The following is a 16,393-nucleotide window of genomic DNA, read 5'->3' on the forward strand; positions in this document are numbered from 1 at the left end:
GTCGCAGGCCCCGCGTGCGATCAGCCCTCGGCCACCAGCGCCTCATAGGCGGCGCGCTGCCGGGCGGTCCAGCGCACCTTCAGCCGGTAGCCCGCCTCTTCGGCCAGTTCCTCCAGCACCAGCGTCTCGCGGTGCAGGAAGGCGCGTTCCTTGCCGGCCTCGTAGCGCAGATGCACCACCGCCTCGGTCCGCTCCTCATCCAGCGCCTCGGACACCGCCGCCAGCAGCGCGTCGAGCCCCTCGCCCGTCACCGCCGACACCGCATGGACGCCGGGCGTACGCGCATCCTGCGCCAGCAGCGCCCGGCGCGACTCCGGCCCCAGCAGGTCGATCTTGTTCCAGACCTCGAACAGCGCCACGTCCTCGTCCACGCCCAGGCTTTCGAGGATGCCGCCGACATCCTCGGCCTGTTCCTCGGTCTCGGGATGGGCGATGTCGCGGACATGCAGGATCAGGTCCGCCTCCAGCACCTCTTCCAGCGTGGCGCGGAAGGCGGCGACCAGCTGCGTCGGCAGGTCCGAGATGAAGCCCACCGTGTCCGACAGGATCACCTTGCGCCCCGAGGGCAGCACCACCCCCCGCATCGTCGGATCGAGCGTGGCGAACAGCATGTCCTTGGCCAGCACCTCGGCCCCGGTCATCCGGTTGAACAGCGTGGACTTGCCGGCGTTGGTATAGCCCACCAGCGCCACCACCGGGAACGGCACCTTGCGCCGGGCCGCCCGGTGCAGTTCGCGCGTGCGGACCACCTTGTCCAGCTGGCGGCGGATCTTCACCACCTCTTCGTCGATGGCGCGGCGGTCGGCCTCGCGCTGGGTCTCGCCGGGGCCGCCGACGAAGCCGAAGCCGCCCCGCTGCCGTTCGAGGTGGGTCCAGGCCCGGACCAGCCGGGTGCGCTGATAGCTCAGCGCCGCCAGTTCCACCTGCAGCACGCCCTCGCGGGTGCGGGCGCGGTCGGCGAAGATTTCCAGGATCAGCCCGGTCCGGTCCAGGAGCTTGCAGCCCCATTCCTTTTCTAGGTTGCGCTGCTGGATCGGCGTCACCGGCCCGTCGATCAGCACCAGATCGACCTCGTCGGCCTTGATCCGGCCCTTCAGCTCCTCGACCTTGCCGGTGCCGAACAACAGCCCCGGCGCGGCGCGCGGCACGCGCACGACCTCGGCCCCCGCCACCACGAGGTCCGGCAGGGCATCGGCCAGCGACACCGCCTCGGCCAGGGCCAGTTCGGGCTCGCGCCGCGACGCGCGCGCCCGCGGCCCGCTTTTCAGGTCGGGATGCAGGACCAGCGCGCGGGTGGGCCGGTCCTTGACGTCAGGAAGGTCGGTCAGTCTTCGCCCTCGTAGAGAGAGATGGCCTGCCCCGGCATGATGGTCGAGATCGCGTGCTTGTAGACCAGTTGCGATTGCCCGTCGCGCCGCAGCAGGACGCAGAAATTGTCGAACCAGGTGATGACGCCCTGCAGCTTCACCCCGTTGATCAGGAAGATCGTCACCGGGACCTTGGTCTTGCGAACGTGGTTGAGAAAGGCGTCCTGCAGGTTCTGTTTGTCGGCGGCCATTGTTATTTGCCTTGTCTTGCCTTGGGTTGTCGCAGTTCGTTCCACCCTGCTTGCGGCAGATGCAAGGGCCGCAGGGTCGTCGGCCTCAGGGTCGTGGCGAGTATGTGACGCAACCGGGGGAGTTTCCACCCCGAAAAGCACGAAGCGCGAACGTCCCGCCACCGCCTCCGCCGCATGTGGCCGAATGCGCGCAGGGGCGTCGCGGTTCCGCTTCAGCCGCGCCACATCTCGGGATTCAGCAGCGCCACGATGGCCAGCGTCTCCAGCCGCCCCAGCACCATCGCCACCGCCAGAACCGCCTTGGGCACCACCCCGAGCGCGGCCCAGACCAGCGGCGCATCGCCCGCCACCCCGGCCAGCGGCCCGGTATTCGACAGGGCCGCGATGCCGAGGATGGTGGCCGCGGTGAAATCCAGCCCCGTCAGCGTCAGCGCCAGCATGGTGACGGCGATCGACAGCGCGAAGAGCGCGAAGAACACCCAGGCCACCTGCGCGCCCTGCCGCCGCATCTGCCGGGCCGCCGCGCCGCCGCCACCCACCGAATGCGGGTGCACCAGCTTCTGCAGCTCGCGCTCGCCATGGCGGTAGAGCGCATAGACCCGCAGCAGCTTGACCCCGCCCGCTGTGGTCGCCACCCCGCCGCCGATGATCGCCAGCCCCGCCAGCACCAGCCCCGGCGTCGGCAGCCCCGACCAGAAGCGCGCGTCGATCCAGCCCGAGGATTCGAAGCCCGTGGTCGTGAGGAAGGACAGCACGGTGAAGACCGCGCCCCAGGCGGCCTCGGCGGCGGCGGGGATATTCTCGGTATCGTTGACCTCCACCGCGCCCACCCAGTGGCGCAGGAACAGCACCCCCGGCACGATCAGCATCAGCGCCAGCCCCATCCGCACCTCGGGATCGTGCCACAGCGGCCCCGCCCGCCAGCGCGCCCCGGCCTCGGGCAGGGTGTGGCGCGACAGCGCCAGCAGCAGGAACAGGAAGATCGCGATCTCGCCCGCGAATCCCGATCCGCCCCGGCCGATGCCGCCGACGGGCGAGATGCCCGAGGTGGCGAGCGTGGACATCGCATGGCAGAAGGCCACCAGCGAACTGTCCCCCGCCAGCAGCAGCGCCAGCCACAGCAGCCCGGTCAGCCCGGCATAGATCGGGAAGACGACCACCGCCTGCCGCACCACCCGGTCGCCGGGCGCGGCGCCGCGCGCGCCGCGGGCCGCCGCGACCGCCCGTGCCGCCCGCGGCTTCGTGTTGGCGACCCGCGCCGCCCCCTGCCCGGGCGCGGCCGAGGCATCGCCCATCACCTCGAACCCGCCGAGGTTCATCGGCGCGAAGATCGCCACCCCCGCCACCAGCATGAAGAATCCGCCGAGCCAGCCCACCAGCGCCCGCCACAGATGCACCGAGGGCGGCAGGCGCGAGGGTTCGAACAGCGTCGCCCCGGTGGTGGTCAGCGAGGAGACCATTTCCCACCAGGCGCTGACATAGCCGGTGTCGCGGACCGCCTCGTTGAAGGGCACGGCCAGCACCAGCGGCAACAGGGTGAAGGCGCCGAGCAGCGCCAGCAGCTGGCCCCGCGCCGGCGTCATCGGCGGCCGGCCCGAGGTGGCGATGCCGATCATCACCGACAGGGTGACGACCAGCAGCGCGGGAAACAGGAAGGCCCGCGCCACGTTCCAGTCGCGCAGCGCCGCGGCATGGGCGGCCGGCACCAGCATGGCCAGCGCCCCCACCAGCATCAGCAGGACGATCAGCGGCAGCGTGGCGATCCGGCCCACCCCGGCGCCTCAGAAGAAGTCGATGGAGACCTGCAGAAGGCGCTCGACCTCCGGCACGTCGCCCGCCATCGAGAACAGCAGGATCACGTCGCCCTCCTCGACCTTCAGGTCGGGACGCGGCTTCAGCACCTGATCGCCCTTCAGCAGCGCCCCCACCAGCACGCCTTCGGGGAAGTCGATGTCGCGCACCAGCCGCCCGGTCAGCGGCGAGGTGGACAGCACCTGCGCCTCGATCACCTCGGCCTCGGCATCGCCGATGGAATAGATCTCGCGCACCCGGCCATGGCGGATATGGCGCAGGATCGAACTGACGGTGGTCGCGCGGGGGTTGATATAGGCGTCGATGTCGAGCGGCCCCATCAGCGGCACCAGCGTCGGATCGTTGATCAGCGCGATGGCCATCGGACAGCCCGCCTGCTTGGCCCGCACCGCGGCAAGGATGTTGGTCTTGTCGTCGTCGGTCACGACCAGCACCGCATCGGCCCGGTCGATATTGGCCTCCTGCAGGATGTCCATGTCCATCCCGTCGCCGTTCAGCACGATGGTGCGTTCCAGCGCATCCGCCGCCCGTTCCGCCTGCGCGCGGTCATATTCGATCACCTTGGCCCGCACCCGGTCGGTGCGGCGTTCCAGCGCCCGGGCGACGGCGAGGCCGACATTGCCGCCGCCGATGATCACCACCCGTTCCTGCTTCTTCGTCGACTTGCCGAAGATTTCCAGCGTGCGGTTCACATCCTCGATATGGCTGAACACATAGATCTGGTCGGCCGCATACAGCTGGTCGCCCGCCTCCGGCGCGAACAACCGCCCCTCGCGCCGCACCCCCGCCACGATGGCGCGCAGGGTGGAAAACAGTTCCGTCAGCTGCCGCAGCGGCGTGTTCAGCACCGGGCAATCCTCGTCCAGCGCGATGCCCAGCAACTGCACCCGCCCGCCGAGGAAGTTCTCGGTATCGAAGGTCGCGGGCGCCGCGATCCGCTGCAGCGCCGCCTCCGCCACCTCGCGCTCGGGCGAGATCACCACGTCGATGGGCAGGTGATCGGTGCGGTAGAGGTCGGAATAGATCGCCTCGAGGTAGCCCTGCGCGCGGATGCGGGCGATCTTGCGGGTGATGCCGAAGACGGAATGGGCCACCTGGCAGGTGACCATGTTCACCTCGTCGGAATGGGTGGCGGCGATGATCAGGTCGGCATCGCGGGCGCCCGCCCGTTCCAGCACCTCGGGATAGGAGGCGAAGCCCGCCACCCCCTGCACGTCCAGCGTGTCGGCGGCCCGGCGCACCAGTTCGGGATTGCTGTCGACCACGGTCACGTCGTTCTTTTCGACCGACAGGTGCCGGGCGATCTGCCAGCCGACCTGCCCTGCCCCGCAGATGATGATCTTCATGCGTCCTCGCTGGTGCCGCCGGCCCTTGATAGGCCGCGCCGCGCGGGAAGGTCAATCGCGCGGGAACCGCCGGCCGGGCAGCGAGGGGGCCGTCTGCCCCCTCGCGCTCCCCCGAGGATATTTGCGAACAGAAGATGGCAGCAAGGTTCCGTTAACCTCGCGCGGCGAGACTGGGGCTGCGGTACAGGCGGGGACGCCGATGACCGCAACAGGAGATGGCGCCCCGCCCGGCTTGTCCGCATTGTCCGCCGGTGCGGGGCGTTCCTTGCCCTGCATCTTCTGTTTCCCAATATCCCGGGGGAGTCGCCGCAGGCGACGGGGGCAGCGCCCCCTGCGCCGTTGGCCGGCCTCATTCGCCCAGTTCGTCCTCGGTCTCCAGCGGCTCGTCCTCGAACTGGGCGATGCGGGCGCCGGATTTGGCGGTGGTGACCACGCCCAGCGATTTCAGCTTGCGGTGCAGGGCCGACCGTTCCATGCCGACGAAATTCGCGGTGCGGCTGATATTGCCGCCGAAGCGGTTGATCTGGGTCAGCAGGTATTCGCGCTCGAACAGTTCCCGCGCCTCGCGCAGGGGCAGCGTGGCCAGCCCCCCCGACAGCACGATCCGCCCCTCGTCGCCCTCGCCGCCCGGACCCTGACCCGGCAGTTCCCGCGCCTCGATCGGGCCCGGCCCGTCACCGAGGATCAGCGCCCGCTCGATGACGTTGCGCAGCTGCCGCACGTTCCCCGGCCAGGCCATGGTCTGCATCAGCGCCTCGGCCTCTTCGGACAGGGCGCGCAGCGGCAGGCCCTGCGTGCGGTTGAACATCGCCACGAAATGCCGGGCGAGTTCCGGGATGTCCTCGCGCCGGTCGGCCAGCGACGGCACGGTGATCGGCACCACGTTCAGCCGGTCGTAGAGCTCCTGCCGGAAGCGTCCCGCGGCGATCTCGGCGGCGAGGTCGCGGGTGGTGGAGGAGATCACCCGCAGGTCGACGCGCACCTTGTCCGACCCGCCGACGCGGGTGAACTGCTGGTCCACCAGCACGCGCAGGATCTTGGACTGGGTGCCGGGGGGCATGTCGGCCACCTCGTCGAAATAGACGATGCCGCCATGCGCCTGTTCCAGGAGGCCCTTTTCCACCCCCCGTTCGGCGCTTTCGCGGCCGAACAGCACCTCTTCCATCCGCTCGGGTTCTACCGAGGCCGAGGAGACCGAGACGAAGGGGCCGCTGGCGCGGTTGGAATTGACATGGATGTAGCGGGCGGCGACCTCCTTGCCGCTGCCGGGCTGGCCGGTCAGCATCACCCGGGCGTTCGACTTCGTCACCTTGTCGAGATTGGCGCGCAGGCCGCGGAAGGCGGCGGAGGAGCCGATCATCTCGGACGAGGTCACGTCGCGGCGGCGCAGGCTCGCATTCTCGCGCCGCAACCGGCTGGTTTCCATCGCCCGGGTGATGACGACCATCAGCTGGTCGATGTTGAACGGCTTCTCGATGAAGTCGTAGGCCCCCTGCTTGATCGCCGCCACCGCGATCTCGATATTGCCGTGGCCCGAGATGATGACCACCGGCACGTCCGGGTTGTCGCGCTTGACGGTCTTCAGGATGTCGATCCCGTCCATGCGGCTGTCCTTCAGCCAGATGTCGAGGATCATCAGCGCCGGCGCCTCGGCGTTGATCTGGGTCATGCAGTCGTCGGAATTGGCCGCGAGCCGGGTGGTGAAGCCCTCGTCCTTCAGGATGTCCGAGATCAGTTCGCGAATGTCGCGCTCGTCATCCACGATGAGGATGTCGCCCGTCCTGCCGTCGCGGTTCGGGGTCATGTCTGCGTCTCCTTGAAGGCCTGTTCCGGTTCGGTGCCGCCCGCGTCGGCCGGTGTCTGCGGCGCGCTGTGCGGCGGGTCGCTTTCGGCCCGCACCCCCGCCCGCGCCGCCCGCGCCCGGGGCAGCCGGATCTCCGCCAGCGCGCCGCGATGCGCCCCCGCGGCGAAGGGCGGCGCGTCGGTCAGGGTCAGCGTGCCGCCATGTTCCTCGACGATCTTCTTGACGATCGGCAGGCCCAGTCCGGTGCCGCGCGACCGCGTGGTGTAATAGGGTTCGAACAACCGCCCGCGATCCTCGGGCAGGCCCGCGCCGTTGTCCATCACGCGGATGGTCACGAGATCGGGAGCATCGGTCATGCTGACCCGCACCTCGGGGACGTATCCTTCCGGTGCGCCGTTTTCAAGCAGGGATTCAACGGCTTCGCCCGCGTTCTTCACGATGTTCGTCACCGCCTGCCCGATCATCGTCGCATCCAGTTCCACGATCACCGGCGCCGCGGGCAGGTCGGCCACCAGCCTGGCGCCGTGCAGCGCGCCTTCCTGCAAGGTCACCGCGTCGCGCATCAGCCGCGTCAGGTCGGTGTCGCGGCGGTCGGGTTCCGGCATCCGGGCGAAACGGCTGAACTCGTCGACGATGCGGCGCAGGTCGTTGGTCTGGCGCACGATCACGTCCACCATCTGGTCCAGCGCCTCGGCCTCGGCGCCCTCCAGCCCGCGGCCGAACTTGCGCCGGATGCGTTCCGCCGACAGCTGGATGGGGGTCAGCGGGTTCTTGATCTCATGCGCGATGCGGCGGGCCACGTCGCCCCAGGCCGCCATGCGCTGCGCGCCCACCAGTTCGGTGACGTCGTCGAAGGCCACCACATAGCCTTCCAGCCGCCCGTCGACCCGCCGCCGCATCGCCATCCGCACCAGCAGGCTTTCCAGCCGGCCCTCCCGCGACAGGCGGATCTCGTCCTGCACCGTCTCGGACACGCCCTCGCGCAGGCGGTGGAACAGCTCGGCGAATTCCGGCACCACCTCGGCCAGCGGCCGTTCGTCCGCCGGTCCCGGCTCCACCGCCAGCAGCCGCGCCGCCGAGCGGTTGAGGAAATCGACCCGTCCCTGCGCGTCGAGCCCGATCACCCCGGCGGTGACCGAGGACAGCACGGAATCGAACAGTCGCCGCCGTTCGTCGGTCTGGCGGTGGGTGGCGACCAGCGCCTCGCGCTGGCCCTTCAGCTGCCGGGTCATCTGGTTGAAGACCCGGCCCAGCATCGAGATCTCGTCGTCGCCGCGTTCCTCCAGCACCTGCACGTCCAGATCGCCCGCGCCCACCCGCTGCGCCGCGCCGGCGAGCCGTCCCACCGGCCGCGCCAGCCGTTCGGCGAACCACAGGCCCAGCCAGACGGCGGCGAGGATCAGGATCAGCGCGAAGCCGAGGTAGAGCAGCGAGAATTCGAACAGCACCCGGCCGCGGTCGGATTCCAGCTGGCGATACAGGGTGACGGTCTTGCGGGTGTCGTCCAGCAGGCTGAGGATCTGCCCGTCGACATTGCGCGAGACATAGAGGTAGCGGTCGACATAGGGGTCCAGCCGGATCAGGGCGCGGAACTCGTTATTGTCCCAGTCCTCGATCACCACCGTCTCGCCCGCGTCGGCGCGGGACATGGCGGCGGGATCGGGCGTCTCGAAGTTGAACAGATAGCTGCGGTCGCCCCGGGCGCGGATCTCGCCCTGCGCGTCGATCACATAGGCCTCGCGCAGGCCGCGCTGGATCTGCGCCTGGCCCTGGGTCAGCAGCTGCCGCAGGTCGCCGTCGCTCATGAAGAAGGTGGCCTGGCGCGAGACGTTCAGATAGGCGGCCAGCGCCTCGGCATCGGTGACGAGGTCTCGGCGGTGTTCGGCCTCATAGGCCTCTGCCGCCGCCAACGAGGAGCCGAGCGCCTGCCGCACCCGTTCCGAAAACCAGCCTTCCAGCCCGATATTCACCGTCAGCCCGGCAAAGACCGCAACCAGCACCGTGGGCACCAGCGCCATCCCCGCGAAGACGCCGGTCAGCCGCAGGTGCAGGCGCGAGCCCGCCGATTGCGCCCGCCGCGCCGCGACCATCCGCGCCAGCCGGGCGAAGACCAGCCCCGCCACCACGAGGATGTAGACGAGGTCGGCCAGCACCACCGCCCGCAGCCCGAAGGAGGAGGCGCCCTGTTCGAAGGGCCCGAGCGCGAGGAAGGTGGCCATCGTCAGCGCCGGCCCGAGGATCACCAGCCCGATCGTGCCGAGGTTCTGCAACCGCCGCATCCGCCGCAGCCGGGCCAGCCGCTCCCACGCGCCGGCAGAGCCCTGACGGGGCGTCCGGCCGCCGGAGCCGGGCGCGCGGCGCGGGCGGTCGCCCTCGCCGGATGCGCTGGCCTCTGTCCGGGCCTCGGTCACGATTCGCGCGCCACGTTCTGCCGGTGCCTCCGTCCGAACCCCGTGTCGGGGCCTGCCTCGCGCGGGGCGCACTTTTCGGGGCCTTGCCGCGCCGCACCCGGCGCATCGGGGGCGGAAACCGCCCCTCGCCCGCCACAGGCACTGTGGCGCTTTTACATCAACTTGCGACGGCGTGTCACGCGGATATCCAGCTCGGTGATCTTCTTGCGCAAGGTATTGCGGTTGATCCCCAGCAGATCGGCACATTTCGCCTGATTGCCGGCGGTGGCATCCAGCGCGATCTCGATCAGCGGCATCTCCACCTCGCGCAGGATCCGGCCATACAGGCCCGGCGGCGGCAGCGCGCCGCCATGTAGGTCGAAGTAGCGTTTCAGGTGCTTGGCGACCGAGGTGGACAGCCGGTCGCCCTCGGCTCCGCCGCGCAGCGGCTCCATCGCCGGCTGGCTGCCGAGGATCGCCTCGACCTCGCCGCGGGCGATCTCTTCCTCGGGCGAGGTCACCATCAGCCGGCGCACGGTGTTTTCCAGCTGGCGCACATTGCCGGGCCAGCTGTAGGCGCGCACGAGGTCCATCGCCTCGGCCGAGAAGCGGCGCAGCGGGAAGCCGTCGCGTTCGCCCTTCTGCAGGAAATGTTCGGCCAGCGCCGGGATGTCGTCCACCCGTTCGCGCAGCGCCGGCACGGTCAGGGTGACACCCCCCAGCCGGTAGAACAGGTCCTGCCGGAAGCCGCCCTGTTCCATCCGCCGCGACAGGTCGATCTGGCTGGTGGCCATGATCCGCGGCGCGCTGTTGCCGAGCGCGTCGAGCAGGCGGACGATCCGGCCCTGCGCCTCGTCGTCGAAATCGCCCACCTCGTCGAAGACGAGGCTGCCGCCCCGGACCCGCGCGATCAGCGCCGAGGGTCCGTCCGCCCCCTGCAGGTCCTGCGCCTGCGCCACCACGAAGGGCAGCGTCCGCCGGTCGGAGAAGTCATGGATCGCGCGGGCGATCAGCGACTTGCCCGTGCCGCTCTCGCCCGAGATCAGCACCGCGAGGTCGGTGTTCATCACCCGCGCCACCAGCCGGTACAAGGCCTGCATCGCCGGGGTGCGTCCGACCAGCGGCAGGTCGCTGCCCGGCTCGGTCCGCGTCACCTCGGCCACCGGTTTCGGCGGGGCGGCGCGGCGCTTCTGTTCCAGCGCCCGCGCCGCGCGCTTCATCAGGTCCGGCAGGTCGAAGGGCTTGGGCAGGTAGTCATAGGCCTCGGCCTCGGCGGCCTGGATCGCGGTCATGATCGTGTTCTGGGCCGAGATCACGATCACCGGCAGGCCGGGCCGCTCCTTGCCGATGCGGGGCAGCGCCTCCAGCCCGTTGCCATCGGGCATGATCACGTCCGAGATGACGAGATCGCCCTTCCCCTCCTCGACCCACCGCATCAGCGTCGTCAGCGACGAGGTCGCATGAACCTTGCAGCCCGCGCGGGTCAGGGCCTGCGTCAGCACGGTGCGGATCGTGCGGTCGTCGTCAGCGACAAGAACGGTGCCGTCCATCGGGTCTACTCCTGCGGGGTCGTCGCCGCATCGGCGCCCTTGGGCGCGATGGGCAGGGAAATGCGGAACACGGTGCGGCCGGGCACGCTGTCGACGCTGATCCAGCCACCATGGTCGCCGATGATCTTCGACACCAGCGCGAGGCCCAGACCCGTGCCGTTCTCGCGGCCCGAGACGAAGGGCTCGAAGATGTCCTGCGCGATGTCGGGCGGAATGCCGCGGCCGTCGTCGATGATCTCGACCTGCAGCGGCAGGCTGCGCCCGGTTCCGTCGCGGCGCCGCAGCCGCAGCGACAGGTCATAGAAGGTGCGGATGCGGATCGTCCCCGGCTCGCCGCGCGAGGCCTCGGCGGCGTTCTTCAGCAGGTTGAGGAAGACCTGCAGCAGCTGGTCCATGTCGCCCATGGTCGAGGGCAGCGAGGGATCGTATTCCTCGAGGATCTGCATATGGGCGGCAAAGCCCACCAGCGACGAGCGCCGCGCGCGGTCCAGCACGTCGTGGATGTTGACCGGGCGCAGTTCCGGCGGGCGCAGGTTGCCGAACTGTTCGACCTGTTCCAGCAGCTTCACGATGCGCCGGGTTTCCTCGACGATCAGGTCGGTCAGTTCGCGATCCTCGGCCGACAGCGACATGGACAGCAGTTGCGCCGCCCCGGCGATGCCGGCCAGCGGGTTCTTGATCTCATGCGCCAGCATCTCGGCCATGCCGATCGCCGATTTCGCCGCCGACTGCACCACCTGCGCCCGGCCCAGCCGGTCGGCCAGCTCGCGCGGCGCAAAGGTCACCAGCAGCGTGGCATTGGCGTCGTTCAGGGGCGCGATCTGCATGTTGCACAGGACCGGCGGCCGGTCACCGGTGCCCACGTCCACATCGTTGACGAACAGCGCCGACTGGTTGCCGCGCACCCGGGCCAGCACCTCTTCCATCGGGGCGTCGATGGCCAGGCGGTCGTTCAGCGGCGCGCCCGCCAAGGTGCGGGACGAGGCGTTGAGGAAATCCTCCGCCGCCGGATTGGCCGCGACCAGCCGGTCCTCGATATCCACGAGGATCGCGGGCAAGGGCAGCGCGTTCCAGATCGTCCCGGGCAGCGGCAGGCGTTCGGTGACCTTCTTCATGCGGCCTCCGCCTCGGCGGCGCCGGCGGAACGGGCCGCCTCGCGGGCGGCGGCCTCGCTGGCGCGGTCGGTCTCGGCCAGACCCGCCCGCAGCAGCGCCAGCACCGCCGCCGGGCTGTCGACCGCCATCAGCCCGCGGCGCAGCGCCGGGTCGGCCCCCGCCGCAGCGCAATACCAGCCGAGGTGCTTGCGGGCGATGCGCAGGCCCAGGTCCCGGCCATAGAAGTCCAGCATCGCCTCGTAATGCGCCGCCACCAGATCCGCACGGGCGGCGCCGTAGGGCACCGCCGGCGCGGGCGTGCCATGCAGGACATGGGCGATCTCCGCCAGCCGCCAGGGCGCGCCCTGCGCCCCGCGCCCGACCATCACCCCCGCCGCGCCCGAGGCCGCGCGCGCCGCCCGGGCCGAGGCGGCATCGACCACATCGCCATTGGCGATCACCGGCACCGTCACCGCCCGCACCACAGGGGCGATGGCGGACCAGTCGGCGCGGCCGGTGTAGAACTGCATTCGGGTGCGTCCGTGCACCGTGACCATCCGCACCCCCGCGCCTTCCGCCCGGCGGGCCAGATCGGCGGCGTTCAGGCAATCGCCGTCCCAGCCGAGCCGCATCTTCAGCGTCACCGGCACGTCGACCGCGCCCGTCACCGCCTCGATCAGCCGCAACGCATGGTCGAGGTCGCGCATCAGCGCCGATCCCGACAGCCCGCCCGTGACCTTCTTCGCCGGGCAGCCCATGTTGATGTCGATGATCGGCGCGCCCAGATCGGCCACGATCCGCGCCGCCTCGGCCATCGGTTCCGCCTCGCGCCCGGCCAGCTGGACCGAGGTGACGGGCCCCGCCCCCAGCCCCAGATCGACCCGCGCCTTGGCCCGGACCGAGGGCCGCGCCGTCACCATCTCGCCCGATGCCACCATTTCCGACACCAGCAGGCCCGCGCCGAACCCGGCGACGGTGCGGCGGAAGGGAAGGTCGGTGATGCCGGCCATGGGCGCCAGCAGCACCGGCGGGTCCAGCTGAAGACCTGCTAGCTGAATGGACAAGTGCCTAATCCTTAAGCGGTTGGCTTCGGGCTACGCCCTTGCCGGGGGAATCGCAACGCATGCCCGGCGGAAATACCGGCAGAAACACGGGTTGCACAATATTTGAGCGCCACTGCCGCAGATTGAACCGCCGCGCGCAGGGATGGCGGCATCCCTCGCCTTGCCGAAGCCCTGCGCGACGGCTATGCCCCGGCTGATCCCGCAGGACAGGTGACGCCGCATGACCACCGCCGCCATCATCGTTGCCGCCGGGCGCGGAACCCGGGCCGGGGGCGAAATCCCGAAGCAGTGGCAGACACTTGGCGACCGGCCGGTGCTGGCCCATGCGGTCGCGGCCTTCGCGGGCCGGGTGGACCGGATCGTGGTCGTCGTGCATCCCGACGACATGGGCCGCGCGGCGCTGCTGCTGGGGGGCCGGGTGACGCTGACCACCGGCGGCGCGACCCGCGCCGCCAGCACCCGCGCGGCGCTGGACCTGCTCGACGGCGCGGGGGTGACCCGCGTGCTGATCCATGACGGGGCACGGCCCCTCGTCTCGCCGGACCTGATCGGGCGGGTTCTGGCGGCGCTCGACACCTGCCCCGGCGCCGCGCCCGCGCTGGCGGTGACCGATGCGCTGTGGACCGGCGCCGGGGGCCGCGTCACCGGCACCCGCGACCGCGCGGGGCTGTGGCGGGCGCAGACGCCGCAGGGATTCCGCTTCGACGCCATCCTCGCCGCGCATCGTGACGGACCCGCCGAGGCCGCCGACGACGTGGAACTCGCCCGCGCCGCCGGGCTTGACGTGGCCATCGTCGAGGGCGAGGAGGACAATCTGAAGATCACCTGGCCCGGCGACCTCGCCCGCGCCGGGGCGATCCTGGCGCGACGGTTGACGGGGAGGACGGCGATGGACGTGCGGATGGGCAACGGCTTCGACGTGCATGCCTTCTGCGAAGGCGATCACGTCATGCTGTGCGGGGTCCGGGTGCCGCATGGCCGCGGCCTGCTGGGCCATTCCGACGCCGATGTCGGCATGCATGCCCTGACCGATGCGATCTACGGCGCGCTGGCCGAGGGCGATATCGGCCGCCACTTCCCGCCCTCGGACCCGCAATGGAAGGGCGCGGCCAGCGAGATCTTCCTGTCCCATGCAGCGAGGCTTGCCCGGGCGCGCGGCTATGCCATCTCGTCGGTGGATGTGACGCTGATCTGCGAACGGCCGAAGGTGGGACCCCATGCCGCAGCGATGCAGGCCGAACTCGCCCGCATCATCGGCATCGCGGCCGACCGGGTGTCGGTCAAGGCCACCACGTCGGAACGCCTGGGCTTCACGGGGCGCGAGGAAGGCATCGCCGCGCTGGCGACCGCCACGCTGCTGCAGGGATAGGACGGAATGGAACGCGAGACGCTGGCCGAACGGCTGAACCCGGACCCGCCGAAGAAGCTGCGCCGCGGCCCCTGGACCCTGCCGCTGGCGGTGGCGACGGTGGGCGGCATCGGCTATCTGCGCCCTGCCCCCGGCACATGGGCGGCGGCGGCGGCCATCGGCGCGGGGATCGCGCTGCACGGGATCGGGCATTTCCCGCTGCTGCTGGCGGCGGCGGTCGTCGCGGCCTTTGCCGGGTTCTGGGCCTGCGGGCGGGTGCTGCGCGACCGTCCGGGCGAGGACCCGGCCGAGGTGGTGATCGACGAGGTGGCCGGACAATGGCTGGCGCTGTGCTTCCCCTCGGCCGGGTTCTGGCTGATGGGGTTGGACAGCTGGCACTTCCCCTATCCGGGCTGGGTCGCGGCCTTCCTGTTCTTCCGCCTCTTCGACATCTGGAAACCCGGGCCCATCGGCCGTGCCGACCGGCGCAACGACGGCGCGGGGATCATGCTCGACGATCTGCTGGCGGGCCTCTTCGCCGGGGTGGCGACGATGGTGGCCGCCGGCATCGCCCACGGGCTGTTCATGTGAGGGCCGGACGATGACCCCCCTCGCCCCGCGCCTGCTGGAGGCCGCCCGCGCCCGGGGCGCGACGATCGCCACCGCCGAAAGCTGCACCGGCGGCATGGTGGCCGCGGCGATCACCGATGTGGCGGGATCGTCCGATGTGTTCGACCGGGGCTTCGTCACCTATTCCAACGCGGCGAAACGGGCGATGCTGGGGGTGCGGGCCGAAACGCTCGACGCCCATGGCGCGGTGTCGGAACCGGTCGCGCGCGAGATGGCCGAGGGCGCGCTGGCGCGATCGGACGCGGCGCTGGCGGTCAGCACGACGGGGATCGCCGGGCCGGGCGGCAGCGCGCACAAACCCGAGGGCAGGGTCTGCTTTGCCCTGGCCCGCCGGGACGGGCCCACGGCGACGGAGACGGTGGAATTCGGCGCGCTCGGCCGCGACGCGGTGCGCCGCGCCAGCGTCGACCATGCGCTGCGGCTGCTGATCGGGGCGCTGCAGCCGCCCGCCTAGGCCTCGACCGGGCGGATGCGCAGCTTGGTCACGCGGTTGTTCTTGCGCGCCACCACCTCGAAGCGGAAGCCGTGGAAGGTGAAGACTTGCCCCTGCGTCGGGATCGTCTCGGCCTCGTGGATCACCAGACCGGCGACGGTATTGGCCTCGTCATCCGGCAGGTGCCAATCCTGCGCCCGGTTCAGGTCGCGGATCGTCACCGACCCGTCCACCAGCCAGTCGCCCTCGGGCGTCTTCTTGATCGCCTCGGCCTCGGCGGGGTCGAATTCGTCGGCGATCTCGCCCACGATCTCCTCGATGATGTCTTCCAGCGTGATCAGCCCGCGCAGGTCGCCGTATTCGTCCACCACCAGCGCGAAATGCGTCCGCCGCTTGAGGAATTCGCGCATCTGTTCGTCCAGCGGCGTGGTTTCCGGCACGAAATAGGCCGGCATCGCCACCGACAGCACGTCGAGCTCGCTCAGCTTCGCGCGGCCGTCCGGCCCGGTCGCGGCATTGCGTTCGACCGCGCGCAGCAGGTCCTTGGAATGCAGGATGCCGAGGATGTTCTCGCGCTCCGTCCGGTAGATCGGCAGGCGGGTATGCGACGAGGCCAGCACCGCCTTCACGATCTCGCGCGGGTCGAGTTCCGCGTCGATCATCTCGATCTGGCCGCGCGGCAACATGATCTCCTCGACCGTGCGGTCGGCCAGGTCGAGCGCCCCCAGCAGACGGTCGCGGTCTTCCTTTTCGACCGTGCCCTCCTGATGGCCGAGCGCCAGCGCGCCGAGGATCTCGTCGCGGACCGAGAACATCGCCGCGCGCGGATCGGTGCGCACGCCCACCAGCCACAGCAGGCCGCGCACCAGCGTGCGGACCACGGAGACCACCGGCGACAGCACCAGCACCAGCACCCGCACCGGGGGGGCCACCCGGGCGGCGGCGGCCTCGGAATTGGTGATGGCATAGGTCTTGGGCATCACCTCGGAAAAGACCAGCACCAGCGCCGTCATCACCAGCGTCGCCAACGCCACGCCCGACTGGCCGAACAGCCGGGTCAGCAGCGCCGTCGCCAGCGAGGCGGACAGGATGTTGACCACGTTGTTGCCAAGCAGCAGCGCGCCGATCAGCCGTTCGCTGTCCTCGGTGATCCGCAACGCCACGGCCGCGCCGCGGTCGCCGCGTTCGGCCCGCCCGTGCAGCTTGGCGCGCGAGGCGGCGGTGAGGGCGGTTTCGGAACCGGAGAAGAAGGCGGATAGCGCCAGAAGCACGAGGATGGCGGCGGCGGTCAGCCAGAAGGTGAGGTCTAACATCTCTCGCAGGTCATGGGAGGGCCGGCGGCGGCCTCCGGTCCGTTATGACGG

13 protein-coding genes are annotated in these 16,393 nt (G+C 70.6%); 3 read left to right on the forward strand and 10 right to left on the reverse strand.

The annotated features are described in order from the left end of the window. Window positions 1-20: 20 nt before the first annotated feature. From hflX to dusB, 9 genes are all read right to left on the reverse strand, one after another. On the reverse strand, window positions 21-1,328 hold the full coding sequence (hflX, locus tag EEY80_RS13700; protein ID WP_126977278.1) for a GTPase HflX: 1,308 nt from the start codon (window positions 1,326-1,328) through the stop codon (window positions 21-23). Beyond that, on the reverse strand, window positions 1,325-1,558 hold the full coding sequence (gene hfq / locus EEY80_RS13705) for an RNA chaperone Hfq (RefSeq protein WP_066812964.1): 234 nt from the start codon (window positions 1,556-1,558) through the stop codon (window positions 1,325-1,327). Before hfq ends, hflX begins: the two co-directional genes overlap by 4 nt. A 212-nt stretch (window positions 1,559-1,770) precedes the next feature. Next, window positions 1,771-3,330: a potassium transporter TrkG gene (locus EEY80_RS13710; protein ID WP_126977280.1), complete on the reverse strand. Its 1,560-nt coding sequence runs from the start codon at window positions 3,328-3,330 to the stop codon at window positions 1,771-1,773. Window positions 3,331-3,339: 9 nt separating this feature from the next. Continuing rightward, window positions 3,340-4,716 carry a Trk system potassium transporter TrkA gene (gene trkA, locus EEY80_RS13715; RefSeq protein ID WP_126977282.1) on the reverse strand — a complete coding sequence of 459 codons (1,377 nt, stop codon included), beginning with the start codon at window positions 4,714-4,716 and terminating at the stop codon, window positions 3,340-3,342. Window positions 4,717-5,065: 349 nt separating this feature from the next. Continuing rightward, window positions 5,066-6,520, reverse strand: a complete 1,455-nt coding sequence (ntrX, locus tag EEY80_RS13720; RefSeq protein ID WP_126977284.1) for a nitrogen assimilation response regulator NtrX — start codon at window positions 6,518-6,520, stop codon at window positions 5,066-5,068. Next, entirely contained in the window at window positions 6,517-8,799 is a 2,283-nt protein-coding gene (locus EEY80_RS13725; protein ID WP_126977421.1) for a sensor histidine kinase NtrY-like, read from the reverse strand. The genes ntrX and EEY80_RS13725 overlap by 4 nt, the downstream gene beginning before the upstream one ends. Before the next feature lie 284 nt (window positions 8,800-9,083). Continuing rightward, on the reverse strand, window positions 9,084-10,460 hold the full coding sequence (locus EEY80_RS13730; protein ID WP_126977286.1) for a response regulator: 1,377 nt from the start codon (window positions 10,458-10,460) through the stop codon (window positions 9,084-9,086). A 5-nt stretch (window positions 10,461-10,465) separates the two neighbouring features. After that, entirely contained in the window at window positions 10,466-11,575 is a 1,110-nt protein-coding gene (locus EEY80_RS13735) for a two-component system sensor histidine kinase NtrB (RefSeq protein WP_126977288.1), read from the reverse strand. Beyond that, window positions 11,572-12,618, reverse strand: a complete 1,047-nt coding sequence (gene dusB, locus EEY80_RS13740) for a tRNA dihydrouridine synthase DusB (protein ID WP_126977290.1) — start codon at window positions 12,616-12,618, stop codon at window positions 11,572-11,574. Before dusB ends, EEY80_RS13735 begins: the two co-directional genes overlap by 4 nt. A gap of 220 nt (window positions 12,619-12,838) precedes the next feature. On the opposite strand from dusB, the gene EEY80_RS13745 reads away from it, so the two are divergent. Genes EEY80_RS13745 through EEY80_RS13755 form a run of 3 tightly spaced genes read left to right on the forward strand, consistent with a single transcriptional unit; the run spans window position 12,839 to window position 15,050 of the window. Continuing rightward, window positions 12,839-13,987, forward strand: a complete 1,149-nt coding sequence (locus EEY80_RS13745; protein WP_126977292.1) for a bifunctional 2-C-methyl-D-erythritol 4-phosphate cytidylyltransferase/2-C-methyl-D-erythritol 2,4-cyclodiphosphate synthase — start codon at window positions 12,839-12,841, stop codon at window positions 13,985-13,987. 6 nt (window positions 13,988-13,993) lie between these two features. Next, entirely contained in the window at window positions 13,994-14,557 is a 564-nt protein-coding gene (locus tag EEY80_RS13750) for a phosphatidylglycerophosphatase A family protein (protein WP_126977294.1), read from the forward strand. A 10-nt stretch (window positions 14,558-14,567) separates the two neighbouring features. Continuing rightward, a complete protein-coding gene (locus EEY80_RS13755) occupies window positions 14,568-15,050 on the forward strand; it encodes a CinA family protein (RefSeq protein WP_126977296.1) in 483 nt (160 codons plus the stop codon). On the opposite strand, the gene EEY80_RS13760 is transcribed toward EEY80_RS13755, so the two are convergent. After that, the gene (locus tag EEY80_RS13760; protein WP_126977298.1) at window positions 15,047-16,342 is read right to left on the reverse strand and encodes an HlyC/CorC family transporter; all 1,296 of its coding nucleotides are present in this window, start codon (window positions 16,340-16,342) and stop codon (window positions 15,047-15,049) included. The two genes, EEY80_RS13755 and EEY80_RS13760, sit on opposite strands and share 4 nt — an antisense overlap. Window positions 16,343-16,393: the final 51 nt, after the last annotated feature.

It is taken from the genome of Frigidibacter oleivorans (assembly GCF_003993775.1).
Lineage (GTDB): Bacteria > Pseudomonadota > Alphaproteobacteria > Rhodobacterales > Rhodobacteraceae > Frigidibacter > Frigidibacter oleivorans.

What these genes read in the sequence shown, in the direction of transcription:
- EEY80_RS13725 (WP_126977421.1), bottom strand. Translation starts at nt 8,799, where the DNA reads ATGCGGCGGTTGCAGAACCTCGGCACGATCGGGCTGGTGATCCTCGGG.
- EEY80_RS13745 (WP_126977292.1), top strand. Translation starts at nt 12,839, where the DNA reads ATGACCACCGCCGCCATCATCGTTGCCGCCGGGCGCGGAACCCGGGCC.
- EEY80_RS13760 (WP_126977298.1), bottom strand. Translation starts at nt 16,342, where the DNA reads ATGTTAGACCTCACCTTCTGGCTGACCGCCGCCGCCATCCTCGTGCTT.
- EEY80_RS13755 (WP_126977296.1), top strand. Translation starts at nt 14,568, where the DNA reads ATGACCCCCCTCGCCCCGCGCCTGCTGGAGGCCGCCCGCGCCCGGGGC.
- ntrX (WP_126977284.1), bottom strand. Translation starts at nt 6,520, where the DNA reads ATGACCCCGAACCGCGACGGCAGGACGGGCGACATCCTCATCGTGGAT.
- EEY80_RS13730 (WP_126977286.1), bottom strand. Translation starts at nt 10,460, where the DNA reads ATGGACGGCACCGTTCTTGTCGCTGACGACGACCGCACGATCCGCACC.
- EEY80_RS13750 (WP_126977294.1), top strand. Translation starts at nt 13,994, where the DNA reads ATGGAACGCGAGACGCTGGCCGAACGGCTGAACCCGGACCCGCCGAAG.
- trkA (WP_126977282.1), bottom strand. Translation starts at nt 4,716, where the DNA reads ATGAAGATCATCATCTGCGGGGCAGGGCAGGTCGGCTGGCAGATCGCC.
- EEY80_RS13735 (WP_126977288.1), bottom strand. Translation starts at nt 11,575, where the DNA reads ATGAAGAAGGTCACCGAACGCCTGCCGCTGCCCGGGACGATCTGGAAC.
- hfq (WP_066812964.1), bottom strand. Translation starts at nt 1,558, where the DNA reads ATGGCCGCCGACAAACAGAACCTGCAGGACGCCTTTCTCAACCACGTT.